The 19654-nt window shown below is 57.5% G+C and carries 23 protein-coding genes; 12 read left to right on the forward strand and 11 right to left on the reverse strand.

Features of this window, described 5'->3' with window-relative positions; all coding sequences use genetic code 11:
• Positions 1 to 11: 11 nt before the first annotated feature.
• Together bhcC and bhcD are read left to right on the forward strand one after the other, a co-directional pair.
• Positions 12 to 1175 (forward strand): 3-hydroxy-D-aspartate aldolase BhcC, encoded by a 1164-nt coding sequence (gene bhcC / locus ACR0LH_RS08895; RefSeq protein WP_480720580.1) that lies wholly within the window; start codon positions 12 to 14, stop codon positions 1173 to 1175.
• 15 nt (positions 1176 to 1190) lie between these two features.
• Complete coding sequence (gene bhcD / locus ACR0LH_RS08900) at positions 1191 to 2174, forward strand: iminosuccinate reductase BhcD (protein ID WP_480720582.1); 984 nt, start codon at positions 1191 to 1193, stop codon at positions 2172 to 2174.
• A 55-nt stretch (positions 2175 to 2229) separates the two neighbouring features.
• On the opposite strand, the gene ACR0LH_RS08905 is transcribed toward bhcD, so the two are convergent.
• Positions 2230 to 3015 (reverse strand): inositol monophosphatase family protein, encoded by a 786-nt coding sequence (locus tag ACR0LH_RS08905; protein ID WP_170484103.1) that lies wholly within the window; start codon positions 3013 to 3015, stop codon positions 2230 to 2232.
• Between the two features lie 96 nt (positions 3016 to 3111).
• Positions 3112 to 4017: a LysR family transcriptional regulator gene (locus ACR0LH_RS08910; RefSeq protein ID WP_480720703.1), complete on the reverse strand. Its 906-nt coding sequence runs from the start codon at positions 4015 to 4017 to the stop codon at positions 3112 to 3114.
• Positions 4018 to 4111: 94 nt separating this feature from the next.
• Between ACR0LH_RS08910 and metF the strand changes: the two genes are divergently transcribed.
• Both metF and ACR0LH_RS08920 read left to right on the forward strand, forming a co-directional pair.
• The gene (gene metF / locus ACR0LH_RS08915; protein WP_480720584.1) at positions 4112 to 4978 is read left to right on the forward strand and encodes a methylenetetrahydrofolate reductase [NAD(P)H]; all 867 of its coding nucleotides are present in this window, start codon (positions 4112 to 4114) and stop codon (positions 4976 to 4978) included.
• Between the two features lie 173 nt (positions 4979 to 5151).
• The gene (locus tag ACR0LH_RS08920) at positions 5152 to 5814 is read left to right on the forward strand and encodes a J domain-containing protein (RefSeq protein WP_480720586.1); all 663 of its coding nucleotides are present in this window, start codon (positions 5152 to 5154) and stop codon (positions 5812 to 5814) included.
• 50 nt (positions 5815 to 5864) lie between these two features.
• Here ACR0LH_RS08920 and ACR0LH_RS08925 read toward each other — a convergent pair whose 3' ends face one another.
• On the reverse strand, positions 5865 to 6383 hold the full coding sequence (locus ACR0LH_RS08925) for a YHS domain-containing (seleno)protein (RefSeq protein ID WP_170384674.1): 519 nt from the start codon (positions 6381 to 6383) through the stop codon (positions 5865 to 5867).
• Positions 6384 to 6630: 247 nt separating this feature from the next.
• On the opposite strand from ACR0LH_RS08925, the gene yghU reads away from it, so the two are divergent.
• Positions 6631 to 7509, forward strand: coding sequence for a glutathione-dependent disulfide-bond oxidoreductase (yghU, locus tag ACR0LH_RS08930; RefSeq protein WP_480720588.1), 879 nt, complete (start codon positions 6631 to 6633; stop codon positions 7507 to 7509).
• 40 nt (positions 7510 to 7549) lie between these two features.
• Here the strand turns inward: yghU and ACR0LH_RS08935 are convergent, their stop codons facing one another.
• Positions 7550 to 8338, reverse strand: a complete 789-nt coding sequence (locus ACR0LH_RS08935; protein WP_480720590.1) for an SseB family protein — start codon at positions 8336 to 8338, stop codon at positions 7550 to 7552.
• On the reverse strand, positions 8331 to 8918 hold the full coding sequence (locus ACR0LH_RS08940; RefSeq protein WP_480720591.1) for a uracil-DNA glycosylase family protein: 588 nt from the start codon (positions 8916 to 8918) through the stop codon (positions 8331 to 8333). Before ACR0LH_RS08940 ends, ACR0LH_RS08935 begins: the two co-directional genes overlap by 8 nt.
• A gap of 230 nt (positions 8919 to 9148) precedes the next feature.
• Here ACR0LH_RS08940 and ACR0LH_RS08945 point away from each other — a divergent pair, with 230 nt between their 5' ends.
• Genes ACR0LH_RS08945 through ACR0LH_RS08960 form a run of 4 tightly spaced genes read left to right on the forward strand, consistent with a single transcriptional unit; the run spans position 9149 to position 13710 of the window.
• On the forward strand, positions 9149 to 9808 hold the full coding sequence (locus ACR0LH_RS08945; RefSeq protein ID WP_170384682.1) for an ATP-binding cassette domain-containing protein: 660 nt from the start codon (positions 9149 to 9151) through the stop codon (positions 9806 to 9808).
• Entirely contained in the window at positions 9786 to 11360 is a 1575-nt protein-coding gene (locus ACR0LH_RS08950) for a KpsE/RkpR family capsule polysaccharide export protein (RefSeq protein WP_480720593.1), read from the forward strand. Before ACR0LH_RS08945 ends, ACR0LH_RS08950 begins: the two co-directional genes overlap by 23 nt.
• A gap of 5 nt (positions 11361 to 11365) precedes the next feature.
• Entirely contained in the window at positions 11366 to 12199 is an 834-nt protein-coding gene (gene kdsA / locus ACR0LH_RS08955; protein WP_480720595.1) for a 3-deoxy-8-phosphooctulonate synthase, read from the forward strand.
• Positions 12200 to 12213: 14 nt separating this feature from the next.
• Positions 12214 to 13710, forward strand: a complete 1497-nt coding sequence (locus ACR0LH_RS08960) for a phosphomannomutase/phosphoglucomutase (protein ID WP_480720596.1) — start codon at positions 12214 to 12216, stop codon at positions 13708 to 13710.
• Between the two features lie 40 nt (positions 13711 to 13750).
• Here the strand turns inward: ACR0LH_RS08960 and ACR0LH_RS08965 are convergent, their stop codons facing one another.
• Entirely contained in the window at positions 13751 to 15706 is a 1956-nt protein-coding gene (locus ACR0LH_RS08965; protein ID WP_480720597.1) for an AsmA family protein, read from the reverse strand.
• Positions 15707 to 15802: 96 nt separating this feature from the next.
• Between ACR0LH_RS08965 and rimO the strand changes: the two genes are divergently transcribed.
• Both rimO and ACR0LH_RS08975 read left to right on the forward strand, forming a co-directional pair.
• Entirely contained in the window at positions 15803 to 17191 is a 1389-nt protein-coding gene (rimO, locus tag ACR0LH_RS08970; protein WP_480720599.1) for a 30S ribosomal protein S12 methylthiotransferase RimO, read from the forward strand.
• Positions 17192 to 17295: 104 nt separating this feature from the next.
• Entirely contained in the window at positions 17296 to 17712 is a 417-nt protein-coding gene (locus ACR0LH_RS08975; protein WP_480720600.1) for a hypothetical protein, read from the forward strand.
• A 19-nt stretch (positions 17713 to 17731) separates the two neighbouring features.
• On the opposite strand, the gene ACR0LH_RS08980 is transcribed toward ACR0LH_RS08975, so the two are convergent.
• Positions 17732 to 18088 (reverse strand): diacylglycerol kinase, encoded by a 357-nt coding sequence (locus ACR0LH_RS08980; protein ID WP_480720602.1) that lies wholly within the window; start codon positions 18086 to 18088, stop codon positions 17732 to 17734.
• A gap of 94 nt (positions 18089 to 18182) precedes the next feature.
• The gene (locus ACR0LH_RS08985) at positions 18183 to 18371 is read right to left on the reverse strand and encodes a hypothetical protein (RefSeq protein ID WP_170384698.1); all 189 of its coding nucleotides are present in this window, start codon (positions 18369 to 18371) and stop codon (positions 18183 to 18185) included.
• Positions 18372 to 18586: 215 nt separating this feature from the next.
• On the opposite strand from ACR0LH_RS08985, the gene ACR0LH_RS08990 reads away from it, so the two are divergent.
• Positions 18587 to 18829, forward strand: a complete 243-nt coding sequence (locus ACR0LH_RS08990) for a CDGSH iron-sulfur domain-containing protein (protein ID WP_480720604.1) — start codon at positions 18587 to 18589, stop codon at positions 18827 to 18829.
• On the opposite strand, the gene ACR0LH_RS08995 is transcribed toward ACR0LH_RS08990, so the two are convergent.
• Genes ACR0LH_RS08995 through ACR0LH_RS09005 form a run of 3 tightly spaced genes read right to left on the reverse strand, consistent with a single transcriptional unit; the run spans position 18830 to position 19622 of the window.
• Positions 18830 to 19087 (reverse strand): DUF6455 family protein, encoded by a 258-nt coding sequence (locus ACR0LH_RS08995; RefSeq protein WP_170484128.1) that lies wholly within the window; start codon positions 19085 to 19087, stop codon positions 18830 to 18832. It lies immediately after the preceding gene.
• A 2-nt stretch (positions 19088 to 19089) separates the two neighbouring features.
• Entirely contained in the window at positions 19090 to 19359 is a 270-nt protein-coding gene (locus ACR0LH_RS09000) for a DUF6455 family protein (RefSeq protein WP_480720606.1), read from the reverse strand.
• Complete coding sequence (locus tag ACR0LH_RS09005) at positions 19359 to 19622, reverse strand: DUF6455 family protein (protein ID WP_170484130.1); 264 nt, start codon at positions 19620 to 19622, stop codon at positions 19359 to 19361. Before ACR0LH_RS09005 ends, ACR0LH_RS09000 begins: the two co-directional genes overlap by 1 nt.
• Between the last annotated feature and the right edge of the window lie 32 nt (positions 19623 to 19654).

The raw sequence follows: 19654 nt of genomic DNA on the forward strand, positions 1-19654 counted from the left end.
GGAGGAAAAACATGAACAAACCTGTAAAATTTGACGATCTCGAAGTCGGCTTCGACATCCCTGCCGCGATCGGTATGGACGAAAGCGACATTCAGACACCGTGCCTGATACTCGATCTGGACGCGCTGGAGCGGAACATCAGGAAGATGGGCGACTATGCCAAGGCACACGGCATGCGCCATCGCGTGCACGGAAAGATGCACAAATCCGTTGATGTCGCCAAACTTCAGGAAAAACTGGGCGGTGCGGTGGGCGTCTGCTGTCAGAAAGTCTCGGAAGCCGAAGTTTTCGCGCGCGGCGGCATCAAGGATATCCTCGTGTCAAACCAGGTACGTGACCCGGCCAAGATCCAACGGCTGGCACGGCTGCCCAAGACCGGCGCGCGCACCATCGTCTGCGTGGATGACGTCAACAACGTCGCGGACCTGTCCGCTGCTGCGGTCAGTGCTGGCACCGAGTTGGAGGTTCTGGTCGAAATCGACTGCGGCGCGGGGCGGTGCGGCGTGACCACAACTCCGGCAGTGGTCGAGATCGCCGAGGCGGTCGTGGCAGCCCCGAACCTGAAATTCACAGGCATTCAGGCGTATCAGGGCGCGATGCAGCATCTCGACACGTATGAGGCCCGAAAAGAGAAACTGGATGCCGCAATCGCGATGGTCAAAGACGCGGCTGGCGGGTTGAAAGCCGCAGGCATCGACTGCGAACTGGTCTCGGGCGGCGGCACCGGATCGTATTATTTTGAAAGCAATTCAGGCGTTTACAACGAACTACAGTGCGGGTCCTACGCCTTCATGGACGCCGACTATGGCCGTATTCTGGACAAGGACGGCAAGCGGATCGACCAGGGTGAGTGGGAAAACGCGCTGTTCATCCTGACCAGCGTCATGAGCCACGCCAAAACGGACAAGGCGATCTGTGATGCGGGTCTAAAGGCGCAGTCGGTCGATAGCGGCTTGCCATTCATCTTTGGGCGCGACGATGTCGAATACCTCAAATGCTCGGATGAGCACGGCGTGATCGGTGATCCGGGCAATGTTCTCAAGGTCAACGACAAGCTGCGTCTGGTGCCCGGTCACTGTGACCCAACCTGCAACGTCCATGATTGGTATGTGGGTGTACGGGACGGCAAGGTTGAAAAGCTCTGGCCTGTTTCGGCCCGTGGAAAGGCGTTCTGAGCAATGAGGGATATCATGACTTCACAAGACGGCCTGCTGATCGTGGGCGAAGATCTTTGCAAGCAACTGGTCGGTCGCCAGCAAGCCTTTGACGCGGTTCAATCGGTCTTTGGCGCAATGGCCAGCGGCGGGGCGTGGAACTTTCCTGTTGTGCGCGAGGCGCTGGGTTACGCAGACGCTTTGTATGGCTTCAAGTCCGGCTTCGACAGGGATGGTCAGGTGCTGGGCGTAAAGTCGGGCGGATATTGGCCCGGCAATGCTGAAAAGAACCTGACAAACCACCAATCGACGGTGTTTCTGTTCGATCCTGATACCGGGCAACTCTCTGCCCTCGTCGGGGGCAATTACCTGACGGCGGTGCGCACGGCGGCCTCGTCAGCGGTTTCGATTGCGCATCTGGCCCGGAAAGACTCGAAGGTTCTGGGGATGGTTGGCGCAGGTCATCAATCCGCCTTCCAACTGCGTGCAGCGGCCGAGCAGCGCGCGTTTGAGAAGGTCGTCGCCTGGAACCCCCACCCGGACATGCTGCCGCGCCTAGCTGCCGTGGCCGAAGAAATCGGGCTGGAGTTTGAAGCGGTCAGCCAACAGGAACTGGGTGCGCAGGCGGATGTGATCATCACGATCACCTCGGCGTTCGAGCCGCTGTTGATGAAGGACTGGATCAAACCCGGCACGCATCTGGCCTGCATGGGCACCGACACGAAAGGCAAGCAAGAGGTCGACCCCGCGCTTGTGGCCGCAGCAACCGTCTTCACTGACGAGGTTGCCCAATCCGTCACCATCGGTGAAGGCCAGCACGCCATAAACTCGGGCGCGCTGACGCAGGATCAGATCACCCCGATTGGTGCCGTGATCAATGGGGATCACCCCGGTCGGACCAGCGAAGACGAAATCACCCTGTTCGACGGAACCGGGGTTGGCTTGCAGGATCTGGCCGTTGCATCGGTCGCCGCACGATTGGCGGATGAGGCAGGCTTGGCGCAGCGCGTGACCCTATAAAACGAAAAAGCGCGCCTCGTTCGGGGCGCGCAACCTCGATTGTTTCGATCAGGTCTTAGCCCCGGATCACCTTTGCGAACTGGTCGAAGATCGGTTCGTTTGAACAAATCACTTCGCCATCTTCCAGTACGCTGCCCTCGGGGTTCAAAGCCTGCACAAACCCACCGGCTTCTTTGACGATGATGATCCCGGCAGCCAGATCCCACGCATTCAAGCGGCGTTCCCAAAAGCCTTCGTACCGACCAGCGGCCACGTAAGCCATGTCCAGCGCGGCGGCACCCCAACGGCGCACGCCTGCGCATACCGGCATCAAACGCGCCAGATCCTGCAGCGTCGCTGGCAAGTCCGAACGGCCACCGAAAGGCAAGCCCGTCGAAAAGATCGACTCAATCATGCGATGACGGCCCGAGACGCGAATACGGGTGTCATTCATCCACGCGCCCTCGCCCTTTTCGGCAAAGAACATCTCATCCTTGGCGGGGTCATAGATCACACCGGCGACGATCTTGCCCTTGTGTTCCAATGCGATCGAAATCGCCCAGTGCGGCAGGCCGTGCAGGAAATTCGTCGTCCCGTCCAGCGGGTCCACGATCCAGCGGCGGGTCGGGTCTTCGCCCGCGATTTCACCACCCTCTTCGGCCAGCCAGCCATAGGTTGGGCGCGCGCCCAGCAGTTCCTCTTTCAGGATCGCTTCGGCGGCGATATCTGCCTTGGACACAAAATCGCCCGCGCCTTTCATCGACACCTGCAGGTTCTCGACTTCACGAAAATCCTTGACCAAAGACCGCCCCGCCTTGCGCGCGGCTTTAATCATGATGTTGAGGTTTGCACTGCCAACCATTGTCCAAAGGCTCCTGTCCGGTCAAACCGCGCGTATACTGATGCAAAGCGCCCTTGCCAAGGGGAATGATACGCATAGCGGACCCGCGATTTGCGCCTATTGCAGTTGCAGCTTGCGCGCCTCGGTTCCGGCCAGTTGGATCAACTCCTGCACATAGGGCTTTTCAAGGTCTTCTGAGCGAACCGCCGCGTACAGCCTGCGGGTAATTCCGTCCTTGGTCAGTGGGCGCGTCACATAGTCCGAATTGTACTTTACCTCGCGCACGACCCAATCCGGCAGCACCGCAACCCCTCGGTTCGAGGCGACCAGCAGCAAGATCACCGCGGTCAGTTCGACCTGCCGGATCGCGGTCGGTTCCACCCGTGCAGGGATCAATAGCTGGCTGAACACGTCCAGGCGAGTGCGCTCGACCGGATAAGTTATCAGGGTCTGTCCCCGGAAATCCTCGGCCTCGACAAAGTCCTTTTGCGCCAATGGGTGAACAGAAGCGGCGACAAACACGGCGTCATAGTCGAAAAGCTCGATGAACTCGACGCCCGGCAGGTCTTCGGGGTCGGACGAAACAACCAGATCGACCTCCTCCTTTTGCAAGGCAGGCAAAGCGTCGAACGCAAGGCCCGGCCTGATATCGACATCCACATCACCCCAGGACTTGCGGAAGGTCTCCAGCACCGGGAACAACCACTCGAAACAGGCATGGCACTCGATAGCGATGTGCATCCGACCGGTACGACCATCACGCAGGGACGAGAACTCCTGCTGGGTCGCCTCAACCTGTGGCAGGATTTGTTCAGCCAACCGCAGCAGGCGCAGACCGGCGGCCGATAATTTCATCGGTTTGGACCTGCGCAGGAACAGTTCAACACCCGCCTGATCTTCCAGCCCCTTAATCTGATGACTCAGCGCCGATTGCGTGATGTTCAACTGGTCGGCAGCGCGGGCAAGCCCACCACATTCGTGGATCGCCTTGATCGTGCGCAGGTGCCGGAATTCGATGTGCATTGCAGGATGGCTCATGTTGTTCTTGAAGAATATGAGTTTGTCTCACATTGCGGAAACTGGCACAAGGGCCGGGAACGGAACAAATGAGGCCAAGATGAGCAATCCAGAAATTTCATTCGAGTTCTTCCCGCCGCAATCGCTGGAAGCCTCATTCCGTTTGTGGGACACAGTTCAAACTTTGGCCCCGCTTGACCCTCGGTTCGTGTCCGTCACCTACGGTGCGGGCGGAACTACGCGCGAGTTGACCCGCGACGCGGTGGCAACACTGCACAAGTCTTCCGGGCTGCCTGTGGCTGCACATCTGACCTGCGTTGACGCCACTCGTGAGGAAACGCTCGCAATCGCGGACAGTTTTGCCAAATCGGGCGTGAGTGACATTGTTGCCCTGCGCGGCGACCCGCCCAAAGGTCAGGACAAGTTCGTTCCACATCCTGATGGCTTTGAAAACTCTGTCGAACTGATTGCAGCGCTGGCAGATACTGGAAAGTTCAATATTCGCGTGGGCGCATATCCCGATATCCACCCCGAGGCGCAAAACGCGCGTACCGACGTGGACTGGCTCAAGGCCAAGCTGGACGCAGGCGCGCACGAAGCCTTGACGCAGTTCTTCTTTGAGGCCGAGACATTCTTTCGCTTTCGCGACGCCTGCGCCAAGGCGGGAATCGACAAGCCAATCGTTCCGGGCATCCTGCCGATCGAGAATTGGAAGGGCGCGCGTAACTTCGCCCGTCGCTGCGGCACTCGAATTCCAACATGGGTCGAACAGGCGTTTGAAAAAGCTGTACGCGATGACCGAGAGGATCTGCTGGCCACGGCACTATGCACTGAGCTGTGCTCGGATCTGATTGAGGGCGGTGTAGACAAACTGCATTTCTACACCCTGAACCGCCCCGAACTAACACGGGACGTCTGTTTTGCCCTGGGCATCACACCCAAGACCGACCTGCAAAACGTCGCCTGATCCAAAGCGTTCAGACTACTGGAAAATACGCCGCAATCGCTGGGAAAGCAGGGAACAATCACACGGGCATCGCCCTGATTGTTCCCCTGAGATCACAAATTTTTTGCCTTATTTGACAAAAACCCACTCGTCCTGACACTGGATCGCATAGTTGTTTAACGAGTGTTTTTGGCATGGAACCTGTTGATAAAATCAGGGCGCGCGCAGAGGCGTTTCACGTTCTTGGACTGGATCAAAATGCCGGGTCTGAAGACATCAGAAAAGCGTGGCGCAGCATCGCATTTCATGCCCATCCCGATTGTTCCGACGCGGATTCCTCGAACTTTGCACGTGCGAAAGACGCGTATGACCTGCTGCGCAAAGAAGGGCTGGCTGGCAAAAGCGCCTGCGCCGGGAAACCCAAACGGCCCAAACTGCGCAAGCGCGTGATTACCCTGAAAGACACCGATATCGACGCTTGCCGCGCGCTGCTGAACAAGGTGCTGGAATGCGTTTCCGACGCGTCGGACGAAGGTCAGACGACACCAGCAAACGACCAAATGGCGGCTTCTGATCACGTTCCAGAAGCAATAGGCTGCTTTGGCCGCAATCTGACATATTTTGTGTCGTCACCGGTTTGCCAGGGCGCGAACCGTGTCGCTCTGCCCACATCGGTTCTGGCCGGGTCGCGCCGCACGGAAACAGAGCTGCTGAGCTTCCAGTCCAAGGACGCCGGAGCAGGCGAGGTCATCGTCCCTGAGGCTATCATGAACCGCAAGTTTCCGGGCGCAAAAAGTGTTCGCATCCGTTTTGAGGCGGATCAATCGGCGCAGGATGAATTCTGGCTGGCGAGTTGACGCAAAAAACCCGGCCAATCCAAGCCGGGTTTCCATTTTTCAAAACAAGCTTAATTTGCCACCGGGCCTTCCGAAGTGAACTTTGGAATGACGCTGGTGGATGCGGCATCTGCTTCGATTCCCGGCCAGTTGCCTTCGGCGAGATTGATGTTTCCGGGAATATCTTCCTCAAAAAAGCCTACGACGACATCCGTGATGTTAAGATACAGCTTGTCGTCAACGATCCGCCACAAGTTCGGATTAGCCGGAACCTTTCCGCCGCGCGAAACACCATATGCGCAATGCCCGTCATACTGCGGCGCGTAGAAAGCCGGGTTCTCAAGGAACTTGTCCCGGTTCTCCTCGGTTGAGAACGCCCAGGTCGCGCCGTTGTAATCCGCGGTGATGTCGGCGCTGCCGCGCACGCCTTCGGGCTGTGCCTGACCGACCGGAGCCTGATCCAGACCGCGATAGGCCACAACGTCGTAACCTGAAACCGCGTAACCAGTGCCGTCCACATACTGATCTCCGGCAAATGCGGGCAACGTCATCGCCAGAGTGGCGGCTACGGTTAAGGCAAAGCGTTTCATGTAATTGGTCCTTTTGTCCGAGGAGCGGTTCATCGCTCCGGTTTCCGGGTTCGGTCAGAGAATAGGTGATTTGAGTGCTCTGCGCAGTCTCGCTCGCGCTGCTGTGACGTGGCACGAAAAAACGTGAAGGTTTCGCGCCCTTTGTTACAAAAACGACCCAACTTCCGGGGTTGGACTCTGCTGTCTGCAATATTAGCTGTTGTGACGGACGGACAATTCACCTGAACTTTTCTGAGAAAGACGGACAATGAGCGAGCAATTGACCTATACACCCCCAAAGGTCTGGACATGGGACAGTAAGAACGGCGGCCAGTTTGCCAATATCAACCGGCCCATTGCCGGGGCCACGCACGACAAAGACTTGCCGGTCGGACGCCACCCGCTGCAGTTGTACTCGCTGGCGACACCGAACGGTGTAAAAGTAACCGTTATGCTGGAAGAACTGTTGGCGCTGGGGCATGAAGGCGCCGAATATAACGCATGGCTTGTCAATATTGGTGACGGCGACCAGTTCGGATCCGGCTTTGTCGAGGCCAACCCGAACTCGAAGATCCCTGCCCTTTGGGACCGCTCTGGCGAAAAGCCCGTGCGTGTCTTTGAAAGCGCTTCGATCCTGTTTCACCTAGCGGAAAAGTTTGATGCCTTCCTGCCCAAGTCCGGCCCGGAACGCGCAGAGGTCATGAACTGGGTATTCTGGCAAATGGGCAGCGCCCCCTATCTTGGCGGCGGGTTCGGGCACTTCTACGCCTACGCGCCCGAAAAGTTCGAGTACCCGATCAACCGCTTCGCTATGGAGACCAAGCGTCAACTCGACGTGCTGGATCGTGAACTGGCTAACAAGACCTATATCGCGGGCGACGACTATACGATCGCGGATATTGCGATCTGGCCATGGTACGGCCAATTGGTTCTGGGGCGTCTTTACAGCGCGGCCGAATTTCTGGATGTCGAATCCTACAAGAACATCATGCGTTGGGCCAAGGCGATTGACGCGCGCCCAGCCGTCAAACGCGGCCGGATGGTGAACCGCCCCTTCGGAGAGAAACACACGCAGCTTCACGAACGTCATGAAGCCAGCGATTTTGAAACCCGCACGCAGGATAAGCTTGAGGCCGCGGCGGAATAATGTGCTTGGACCTCGCGGAGGTGCGCTCCGCGAGGTTTTTTTATTTCAGAATAGGCGGTTTTTCCGGATCGCTGCCCGGAACAACCTGGGTTGTGACGCGCGCTTCGGGCTGCGGCAGGTCAAAACGCAATCCGACACGGGCCAGCGCTGCCGCCGTCGCGTCATGTGCGCTAAAGAACCCGACATCCATCGCCCCGGCCTCAATCCCCGAAAACGTCAGCGCCTCGGACGCGGCTTTGGCCAATGCTGGCTCGGCACCGTCCACCGCGCCGACAAAGCCCAACATGTGCCCTGCCCCACCTTCTTTCGATCTGGTGCCCACGAGATAGGCAGCCTGAGCCAGCCCAACCGCTGTGGCCAGTTTGGTGTCCAGTGCAGTCAGCAGATCATCTGGCAATCCCGCAGGTGGCACAAACTCTGAAAAGTGCTGCTGAACTTCTTCGGGGGCATGTTGCAGGGTTGTCGCCAGCCAGCCCAGCGCCTCGGACGGGATCAACATCGAAGACGGAGCCGTTTCCAGATTCAGGCCCAGCCCGATACCCTGCCCCGCCAACATCGACGACAGGACACGCCCCGATACAGCGACGTAGGGAACCGGGCGACCGGCGAACTGCGCCAGACGATCCTCACGATCAAAGGCCAGCACGAAACGTCCATCCGCAACGTCAAAGAGTTCGGGCGAAATGTTTTCGTCCCGCGCTTCTTCGGTCAGCATCAGGAACAGTTCACTGTCCGCCAGCCGTTCAAAGAACCTCAGACGCGCAGCGTCGTTTTCCGGGTCAGCCTGCATCGCGGCGTGTGCGGTATCCAGAGCAGTTGTTTCAGTCATTCAGAACCTCTTGCACCCGCGCCTGCAAAACCGGCAACAGATCAGTCACGAACCACGGGTTTTTCTTGATCCATGCCGTATTGCGCCAGGACGGATGAGGCAAGACAAAGACCCGCGGCGCATAGTCTCGCCAGTTGCGCACCGTGTCGGTCACTGACCCTTGCGCCTGAAGATGATATTTGAAGGCGTGGCCGCCAACGAGAATTGTCAAGGGAACCTCACCCAGCGTCTGCATCACCCTGTCATGCCAGGTTTGGCCGCAAACGGTTGGGGGCGGCAAATCGGCCTTGCGTGCATCATATCCGGGAAAGCAAAACGCCATCGGAACAATGGACACGCGGGAGCGGTCATAAAACGTGGCTTCATCCACGCCCAGCCATTCGCGCAGACGGTCACCTGAGGGGTCAGTAAAAGGCCGACCCGACGCATGTACCCGCGCACCAGGAGCCTGCCCCGCAATAAGGATAGATGTACCTTGGCGAAACCAGACCACCGGTCTTGGTCTGTGGGCTGTCTCGGTCGCGGCGAACCTATCCGCGCAAATTCGACAGGCTGCGATTTCTTCTTCGAGTGAGTTCATAAGATCGCAAGGTTTCCTGAAACAAACTGGTTGAGAGTCGGACTTCAAGATAGTCGCCGCGATGCTCAGAACAAACAGGTGGAAAAGTCACAAAACCAACAGTCCGAACCGGAACGCATTGATCATTTGTTTCATAGTTCGACATAATGTAGCCAACATGAAACGAGAAAAACCGGCCCTTTCTGTGCTTTTGCAGGGGCCCTAAGTACAGGCAACGCAGCAGGCTCTGGATGCTTGAGTTTGAAAATGTCAGCAAGTCCTTCTGGACCGGGACCCGCCGCAAGGTGATCCTGGACAGGGTTTCGTTCCGGGTCGAACTTGGCAAGTCCATTGGTATTCTCGCGCCAAACGGCACCGGGAAAACGACGCTTATCAACATGATGGCAGGGCTGGAAAAACCGGACGAGGGGGTTATCCGAAAATCCTGCAGGGTCTCGTTTCCGATGGGATTTACAGGCGGCGTCTCGAACAAGCTGTCAGCTCTGGAAAACGCGCGATACATCGCAAAGATTTACGGCATGGATCCCGATTATGTCGAAGCGTATTGCAGTTGGCTTTGTGGCTTAGGGGAATATTTCGACCAACCGCTGGCCACCTATTCCTCTGGCATGAAGGCACGGTTTACTTTTGCCCTCATGCTGGCTTTGGATTTTGACATGTATCTCATTGACGAAGGGATGCCCGCGACGACCGATGTCGACTTTAACCGGAAAGCAGGCGATATCCTGCAGGAAAGGCTGCGCACAACCACTTTGGTGATAGTGTCCCACAGCCCCGAAGTGCTTGAGAAATTCGCGCGGCAGGCCGCCGTGCTAGTGGACGGGCAGCTCCATATGTTCGACACCTTGGAAGAGGCAAAACAGCTATATGACTACCAAACCCAAGGCTAGAATTTACGGCTGGAAGCGCAATCGCAAGGGCGCCGGAACCGCCGAGGCCCGAGCGGACGCCATATCGCGAATCCAAAAGGCGACCAATGCGCCGGACGCAGCAAACGAACCGCAACCCGGCACGACTATCGAGGACATCAAACGTGAGGGGCTGACAGGGCGCCAATTACGGGTCGCACGGCGATTGGCGCAGAAACACGGCCTGTCAGCGACGTCCGACTATGACGCCGTTCGCTTGCTTAGAAAGAAGGGTATCGATCCCTTTGAACGCGCCAGCCTTCTGGACCTGGCCGCTGAAAAGGAACGCGCCGGGGATGAGGCCAAAGACAAAATCAAGATTCAGCTACCTCAGACGCTTGCGGAAAGCCCACAGACACTGCCCGGCCCCGAGTTAAGCCCAGCGCAGCGCCGAGAGTTTGAGATCAGCGAAATACAAAAAGATATCGCGCGGCGACGCAGACGAAAACTGCTGGCACTGTTTGCTCGGTTGACGGCATTTATCCTTATCCCAACCCTGATCGTGGGCCTGTACTTCTATCGCTTTGCAACGCCGATGTATGCCAGCGACTCGGCCTTTTCGATATTGCAGGCAGACGGGGGCGGCGCGGCGTTCGGCGGTCTTCTTGCGGGCACACAGTTCGCTACAGCGCAGGACTCGGTCGCCACGCAGGAGTTTCTGGAATCCAAGGACGCCCTGATCAGGTTGGAGCGCGATATGGGGTTCTCGGACATCTTCAAGCAGGAATGGATTGATCCGATCCAACGCCTTTCGCCGGATGCAAGTCTTGAAGAAACCTACAAGCTGTACAAGCGGATGGTCACGATTGGCTATGACCCAAGCGACGGAATAATCCGCATGGAAGTCGCAGCGCCAGATCCAGAGATAGCGGTGGGGTTGTCCAATCGACTTCTTTCCTACGCCGAGGAAACGATCAACGGACTGACCGAATTGAAACGCGAGGACCAGATGCGTGACGCACTGGCCAGCTTTGAACTTGCCCAGGAAGAACGAAGACAGGCGCAGGAAAATCTGATCGAGCTGCAATTGCAGGGCGCGGTTCTGGACCCTGAGAACGTCATTGCCGGGCTTCGCGCCCGAATAAACACGCTCGAGACCCAGCTTCAGGAAAAAGAGCTTCAACTGGCCGCCCTGCTGGACAACCTGCGCCCGAACAAGGCCAAAGTAGATGGCGCGCGTGCGGATATTGCACGCCTCGAAGGGGTTCTTGAAGAACTCAACGCCGAAATGCTGGATGTCTCTGCCGGCGAAAACTCTCTTGCGCGGTTAAGCGTTCGTATTCAGATGGCGCAAGCAGACCTCGCCGCGCGGGACATGATGCTGCAAACGGCAATGCAACAGATGGAAACCACTCGCACCGAAGCGAACCGAAAGGTCCGTTACCTGACCGTGTCCGTGAACCCTGTCCCAAGCCAGGATCCCACTTATCCGCGCAAATTTGAAAATACGATTTTGGCTTTCCTGTTGTTTGCTGGTATTTACCTGATGATCTCGCTAACAGCGTCGGTCCTTCGTGAACAGGTATCCTCGTAAGACACATGAAACATGTAAAAATCTCCGATCTCACGGTCGGCAATGATCTGCCTCTGACAGTCATTGCCGGTCCTTGTCAGCTTGAAACCGCTGACCATGCTCAAATGATAGCCGGCAAAATGAAAGAGGCGTGCGATGCCGCCGGTGCGCAGTACGTTTTCAAAGCCTCCTATGACAAGGCAAACCGCACATCCCTGTCCGGAAAGCGGGGAATGGGGATTGATGCCGGGCTGAAGGTTCTGGATGATATCCGCAAAACGATGGGTATTCCGGTTCTGACCGATGTCCATACCGAAGCCCAATGCGCCATCGCTGCCGAGGCCGTGGACGTCCTGCAAATTCCGGCGTTTCTGTGCCGCCAGACAGATATGTTGCTGGCCGCCGGGAACACTGGGAAAGCTGTGAACGTCAAAAAGGGACAGTTTCTTGCCCCGTGGGAAATGACCAATATTGTCGATAAGGTCGAAAGCACAGGAAACCAGAACATCCTTCTGACCGAGCGTGGGACCTCGTTTGGGTACAACACGCTGGTGGCCGACATGCGGGCGCTGCCTCAGATGGCGCAAACCGGGTACCCCGTTGTCATGGATGCGACCCACTCGGTTCAGCAACCCGGCGGCAAAGGTGGATCATCTGGCGGACAGCGTGAATTTGCGCCAGTCATGGCCCGAGCTGCTGTCTCTTTAGGCGTTGGAGCGGTTTTCATTGAAACCCATCAGGATCCGGACTCGGCACCTTCTGATGGTCCGAATATGATCCCATTGGATCAAATGCCTCAATTGATTAACACATTGATGCGCTTTGATGCACTGGCCAAAGCCAACCCAATTCAAATTTGAGCAAGAGCAATAATATGACCAAACCCATCCCCGAGGTGACCCCAAACACCTGGAGCTTTCTGCGCGACGCGATGATCAAACCCACCGGGTTCCGCGAATACGACGCCCGCTGGAAATACCCCGAAGAGATCAATCTACCCGGCATGACCGCCCTTGGTCTGGGTCTGGGGACGCAGATGCGCAATCGCGGGATCGAACCAGTGATTGCGGTGGGCAACGACTATCGCGACTATTCGCTGGCCATTAAGAACGCACTGATCCTGGGACTGATGCAGGCGGGGATTCAGGTCAAGGATATCGGCCCCGCGCTTAGCCCAATGGCTTATTTCGCGCAGTTCCATCTGGATGTACCTGCGGTGGCGATGGTCACGGCCAGCCACAACCCGAACGGCTGGACCGGAGTGAAGATGGGCTTTGAACGCCCTCTGACCCACGGCCCCGATGAGATGTCCGAGTTGCGCGATATCGTCCTGAACGGCGAAGGCCAGACACATGAAGGCGGGTCATACGAATTCGTCGATGGCGTGAAGGAAGCCTATATCGACGATCTGGTTGGTGATTTCAAAATGTCGCGCCCGCTGAAGGTGGTCTGCGCGACCGGGAACGGCACCGCCTCGGCCTTTGCGCCCGAGATTTTCGAGCGGATGGGCGTCGAAGTGGTCCCCAGCCACAACCGGCTGGATTACACCTTCCCCAACTACAACCCCAACCCCGAAGCCATGGAGATGTTGCACGACATGGCCGATACCGTGAAATCCAGCGGCGCGGATATGGCGCTGGGATTTGACGGCGACGGCGACCGGTGCGGCGTTGTTGATGATGAAGGTGAGGAGATTTTTGCCGACAAGGTCGGCGTCATCATGGCGCGCGATCTGGCGAAACTTTACCCCAACTCCACATTTGTGGCCGATGTAAAGTCAACCGGTCTGTTCGCCAGCGATCCCGAGTTGCAGGCCCACGGGGTCAAGGCTGACTATTGGAAGACTGGTCACAGCCACATGAAGCGCCGGGTCAAAGAGATCAACGCGCTGGCCGGGTTCGAGAAATCGGGCCACTACTTTCTGGCTGAACCCATCGGGCGTGGATATGACTGCGGGATGCGCGTCGCGGTCGAGATTTGCAAGCTGATGGATCGCAATCCGGACCAAAGCATGTCTGACCTGCGCAAGGCTCTGCCAAAGACGTGGTCAACGCCGACCATGTCCCCCTATGCAGCAGATACCGAGAAATATGACATCCTCCAGAGGCTGGTCGACAAGTTGGTCGCCAAATCCGAAGCGGGTGAGACCTTTGCGGGTCGCGCAATCAAAGAGGTCGTAACCGTCAACGGCGCGCGGGTCATTCTGGACAACGGCAGCTGGGGTCTGGTGCGCGCATCATCAAACACACCCAATCTTGTTGTGGTCTGCGAAAGCAGCGACAGCGAAGACGAAATGCGTGCAATCTTCGCAGACATAGACGCCGTCATTCGCACCGAACCCGGTGTTGGTGACTACGATCAGACCATCTGATTTGATCGCAGGGTTGGGGCGCGGAAAACGCCCCAACCTATCAATCTGCGCCGAGCAGTTTCAAAAGCCCTTTCTTGGCCTCGTCTTCCAGCTTCTTCTTTACCGCTTTTTCAAGGCTTTCGCTGTCCGTGACGGCGGTGCCCAATTCGTCCTCGACCTTCTCCAAAACCTTCTGCTTGGCGTCGCCCTCCAGCGCCTTGATCTTTCCTTCGGCGGCGGCCTCGATCACCTTGCTCAGGTCGGGTTGAATCAACGGATTGCTCCACGGCCCCACAATTCTGACCGGTACCGAGAGCCCCTGCCCCGAGTTCGCCCGCAACGCGGTCGGCGTGAACAGATAATCAATGTTGCGTTCGCCGATACCTATCCGTCCCTTTCCATCAGCGCGGAAATTGTCCAGAGACATCAGCAAATCGTCGTTCCTGAGCACGCCCTGATCGATGGTGAAACTTGCCGACAGGCTGTTGAAGACTGTGGCTCCACCGCTCCCTTCTCCGCGCCCCATCAAACGGTCCAGATCGATACCGGAAATAACGCCCTTCCCCGTTTCCAATCGCCCCTTGCCGCTAAGCGAACGCATGATTTGCGCTTCGGTTTGGCCAACACCCAAAAACTCGAATGATCCCGATCCGGTGCCTGACAAGCGGTCGATATCCGCAACCGTGGTCAACGCTTGTTCAATGTCGATGCCCTCGGCCTGTAGATTGCCGCCGACCGATAAGCCGTTCCGGTTATTTGCGACGACCTGACCCGTTAACTGACCCGCGAACAGTGTTGCTGGAGTCATGTTCAAGACGGCACGCGATCGATCCAGATTCAGCGTCAGATCACTTGGCCCAAAGGTTAGTCCGGGAACAGCAATCGAATTGGCCGTAAGCCGGATTTTTCCATTTGCCAATGCAAGGGCCGACGCATCAATTGGCGCGGTCGACCACCCTTGTGCGGGCGTAATCGCCGCCGACCCGCCGCCGTCACCAGAGTTGCCTGAAGGCGCGTTGAAGCGCGACAAATCAAGATCACCGCCGTCCAGTCGCGCGGTAATCTGCGGAGGGTCCGAGATCACGATATCCGCCTCTCCGGCCAGCCGGTTATCGTCCAGTTGCGCCACCATATCGCGCAGCGAGATACGGCCCTCGCTGGTGTAGGTCATATGGCCCGCAACTTCGGCAGTTCGCCCAAGGCCAAGCGGCACGCCAACTCCAGCCTGTCCGAAAGCGGCCAGCATCCTTTCGGTGTCTTGCGCTTTGACGTGCAGCTTGCCGTCCATCTCTCCGGCGAGGTTCACCAGACCGTCAAAGTCCACTTCTCCGCCCGGTGCGCGTAAGAGCAATTCCAGTGGCGTCGCGACGCCGGTGGCATAGGCAGGTAAGTCCGGGATTTTCAGATCAACTTCTACCTTGCCGCCGGGGACACTCATTTTTGCCTCGACGAATAGCGGTGCAGTCACATCCGGCCAGTTTGCCGACAGGTCCACGTTGGCAAAGTCGAACTTTACCGCTTTGTCTTCCACATAGACCAGACGGGCGTTGGTCAGTTCCAGAAAATCCAGCGTTACCGTACCCGTCTCATTTTGCGAGGGGGAACTGACCGTATTGCCAGAGGATACAGGTGCCGCCCGGTCGAATTGCCAGTTGCCACGCCCGTCGGACAGCTCGAGCCGCAGCGTCGGGTTTTCTGCGATGATCCGGCGGATCTTCAGATCCCCCGAGATCAAGGCCGCAGCATCCACACCAACCGCCACGCTGTCGGCGCTCAGCATGGGCTCAGGTCCGGCCCATGACGCATTGCTGAACGTCACGGGGCCGGTTTCCATACCCAAGACCGGCCAGAACGACAGCTTTACATCGCCGGATAGCTTTAAATCTCGTCCAGTCTGGGCGCGCACCTGCTCGGCCAAGATCACTGTGAGCTTGCCCCCGGGCATCATCAACAATGCTCCGATCACCAGCCCGATAACGGCCACAAGAAGGAAGGCGATGCGCAACAGCCATTTCATTTTTCTGCTCTCCGCTTATCTGGCATGCGTTGAAAAGATCATTCAAAGCCTGCACAGCATTTGCAAGGGGAAGCTTTCCCCACTATATGCCGCGCCATGACCACGAACCCGCCGAACCTCCGCCCCGACCTGGCGCCTGCCGCCCGGATCACCGAGACACCCCGCTCAAACCAGCCGACCATCGGCATGGTGTCGCTGGGCTGCCCCAAGGCTTTGGTGGATAGCGAGCGTATTCTGACCCGCCTGCGGGCCGAAGGGTACGGGATATCGCCCGATTATTCAGGGGCGGATGCCGTGATCGTGAACACCTGCGGGTTTCTCGACAGCGCCAAGGCAGAGTCGCTGGATGCCATCGGTGAGGCTCTGGTCGAAAACGGCAAGGTGATCGTCACGGGATGTCTGGGGGCTGAACCGGATTACATCCGTGAACATCACCCGCGTATCATGGCTGTCACCGGCCCGCATCAGTATGAACAGGTGCTGGATGCAGTACATCAGGCGGTGCCGCCCGATCCCGACCCGTTCGTGGATCTGCTGCCTGCTGCCAGCGTGCAACTGACCCCGCGCCATTACAGCTATCTGAAAATTTCCGAGGGCTGTAACCACAAGTGCAAGTTTTGCATCATCCCGGACATGCGCGGCAAACTGGCCAGCCGTCCCGCCCACGCGGTGCTGCGCGAGGCCGAGAAGCTGGTCGAGAATGGCGTGCGCGAGTTGCTGGTGATCTCTCAGGACACCTCGGCCTATGGGTTGGATCGCAAATACGATGTAAACCCGTGGAAAAACCGTGAGGTCCGCAGCCATATCACCGATCTGGCGCGTGAGCTGGGGCAGTTGGACGCATGGGTGCGCCTGCACTACGTTTACCCCTACCCGCATGTGCGCGAGTTGATCCCGCTGATGGCGGATGCGGGCTGCAACGTGCTGCCCTATCTGGACATCCCGTTCCAACATGCTCACCCCGACGTTCTGAAACGCATGGCTCGCCCTGCGGCCGCCGCCAAAACGCTGGATGAGATCGCCGCGTGGCGCGCAACCTGCCCGGACATCACGCTGCGCTCGACCTTCATCGTCGGCTATCCCGGTGAAACCGAAAGCGAATTCCAAACCCTGCTGGATTGGATGGACGAGGCCCAGTTGGATCGCGTCGGGTGTTTTCAATACGAAAACGTGGATGGCGCGCGCTCGAACGACTTACCGGATCATGTCCCGGCCGACGTCAAACAGGACCGTTGGGAGCGTTTCATGGCAAAGGCGCAGGCAATTTCCGAGGCAAAGCTGGCCGCCAAAGTGGGCCAGACACTCGACGTGATCGTGGATGAGGTCGATGACGAGGCCGCCACCTGTCGCACGAAAGCCGATGCGCCAGAGATTGATGGCAACCTGTTCATCGACGACGCCTTTGAAAGCCTGAAGCCCGGCGACATTGTTTCTGTCGATGTGGACGAGGCTGGCGAATACGACCTTTGGGGCAAACTGGTCTGACCTGCTCGGCCAAGATCGTTGGGGCGTGAAACAAGTTTATTGGCGTTTTGCGCCCATTTCATGGATCATGACGGGACAGCCTGCCTCGAAATCAGGAGGGTTCCTTGTCCAGCTTGCACCGTTTTAGCCTGAATTTGTTGGCGCTGGTCGTCGTCGCCCAGCTTTGCGCCCTACCCGTATTCGCCAATAGCAAAGGAACAGGCGGGTTCATTTTCATCGGGTCGGACTCGGTCAGCCTGCACCTTCGCAGCAAGCACCGGGTCCACAGGTATTATGCTGCTCCGAAAGTGTATCACCGCAAGACTACACCCACGGTAGACGGGCACAAATCCAACGCGACCGTGCTTGAATACACAGGGAAACCCAAGGTCCACCACAACAAAGACCATCGCTATAAAGCCAAGTCAAAACGGTATTACGGCAAACCAGCGAAGCGGTATCACTACTCGGTGCACAGCCCTTTCAACCGCTTGTCTTCGCCCTATTACATTCCGCAAAACTACGGCATTCGACGCCGGTAGGCGCGGTCGTTGTCCGACATCAGAGCAGGCTAACAAGCCCGATAACCCACGCCACACCAGCGGCAACGGCGGTCAGCGCAACAGCAGCACTGGCCGCGTCTTTTGCCTGCCCCGCCAATACATTGTGATCCGTGGACGTATGGTCGACCGCGCGTTCAACTGCCGTATTGAACAGCTCTGCCACCATCACCAACACGCCCAGCACAATAATCAGCGCGCGCAGGCCGTCGGACAGCGGTAATAAAAGAGCCAAGGCGATCGAAACAAGGTTGGACCACGCCCAAGCGCGAAACGAATACTCATCCTTCCACGTCGCGGCGAAACCCTGCCAGCTCCAGCGTGTGCGATCTATCAGGCGTACAAAGAAATTTTTCATGAACCCTCGGCTTTCAGGCAAGAAAAAACCGCCCGAATGGGGCGGCAGAACGTCCGGGTGCAGGCGGCCCGAACTTGGGCCACCTGCTGAATGTTTATTGTGCGACTGGATTACAGACAGTCTGACCAGCCTCGGTCGTGGCCAACTCGGTTCCTGCCGGGCAGCTCGGGGTGCCGTATTTGTCGTACTCAGGCGTGATGTAGACCGGAGCCGGCTCCTCTTGCTGCGAGCATGCAGCCAGAATCAGGGCGATTGCGCTAACGGCAGCGAATTTAATTTTCATGTCCGTCATTCCTCTATCAATTTTCTAGTATTGCCCTGAAATTCGGGGCCGCGCTAAAAATACGACTTCATTGACTTTTTTGCAACAAAATCAATCACGAATATGTGAGAGCGGCAAAACCATGCTGTCAAACCCGCTTAAAGGGACACCACTACAGTTTTCCCAAAACCGCTCTACACTTGGAAAAAGAACGCAGCAGAGCAAGGAGAAGCCCCATGTCAGACGCCCCGATCATAGCTCAGAAATCCCCATATCCTGTCGAAGTGACCGAGGGCAAAAACTATTTCTGGTGTGCTTGCGGTCGTTCGAAACGGCAGCCCTTTTGTGACGGTTCTCATAAGGGCACAGGGATTGAGCCGATAAAATACACAGCGGATTCCAGCAAAAAGGTATTTTTCTGCGGCTGTAAGAACAGCGCAAAAAGGCCGCTTTGCGACGTGTCGCACTCGAAACTCTGACTACGTTTTCAGTGCATTCAGCGAGTCTGCGTTTGCGCAGAAGTGTGGCGCAGAGTCGGATTGCGCCTGCTGTACTGACAGCCAAGCCGCGCACCGCTGGCTGCATTGAGAGGCGCGGCAGCGCGTGACCATCTCGGTGTATTTGTCAGGGCTTAGTCGTCCGTCAGCCATGGCCTCGGTCAGGGACACATTCATGCATCTTGCCACCGATCGGGTAAGCCAAAAATGCTTTTCGACATCCCCAAGAATATCCGGCATCGTCAGCCATCCCGTACGTGCTGCGCCTTGAGCGCTGTAAACCTCTTGCGGTTGGGGCAGGTTCGCGGAGCCCGTTCGACGGTTTCGTTTTCGTCCAGCCATTCAGGGCACTTGGCCGCCCACGTGCATCCCTGACACGACCTCACCATTTCGGCCCAGTCCTGCTGACTCAGCCGCCCCTGCCGGTGAGCGGCAACGACATCTGTACCCGTCGTCTTTCCCATACGCAGCACAAGCCGCATGTGAGTCATGAGCTCTCCCAACCTCTGCATCAGCGGTCCGATGCTGGGATCAGTTGGTTGAAAAGAGGCTTGTTCCTACAATATTCCGGAGTATTCCCAGTCATCTCGGCCCGGTTCAGTAAGCTTTGGCAATGATCTGGGTTTGCGCACCCGGTACAACGAAGAACGGCGTCCGAGATTTGGTCGATCGAAACATCCCCGCGGATTGCGGCATCTTCCAAATCGACGCCAACCCTATTCGCCATTCGGTCGACCAGTTCGGCGTGTTTTCTAAGCGTTTCCCGGCTATGCATACGGCATCCTTTCCCTAACGCATTTGCTCTAG

It is taken from the genome of Ruegeria sp. CL6 (assembly GCF_056536465.1).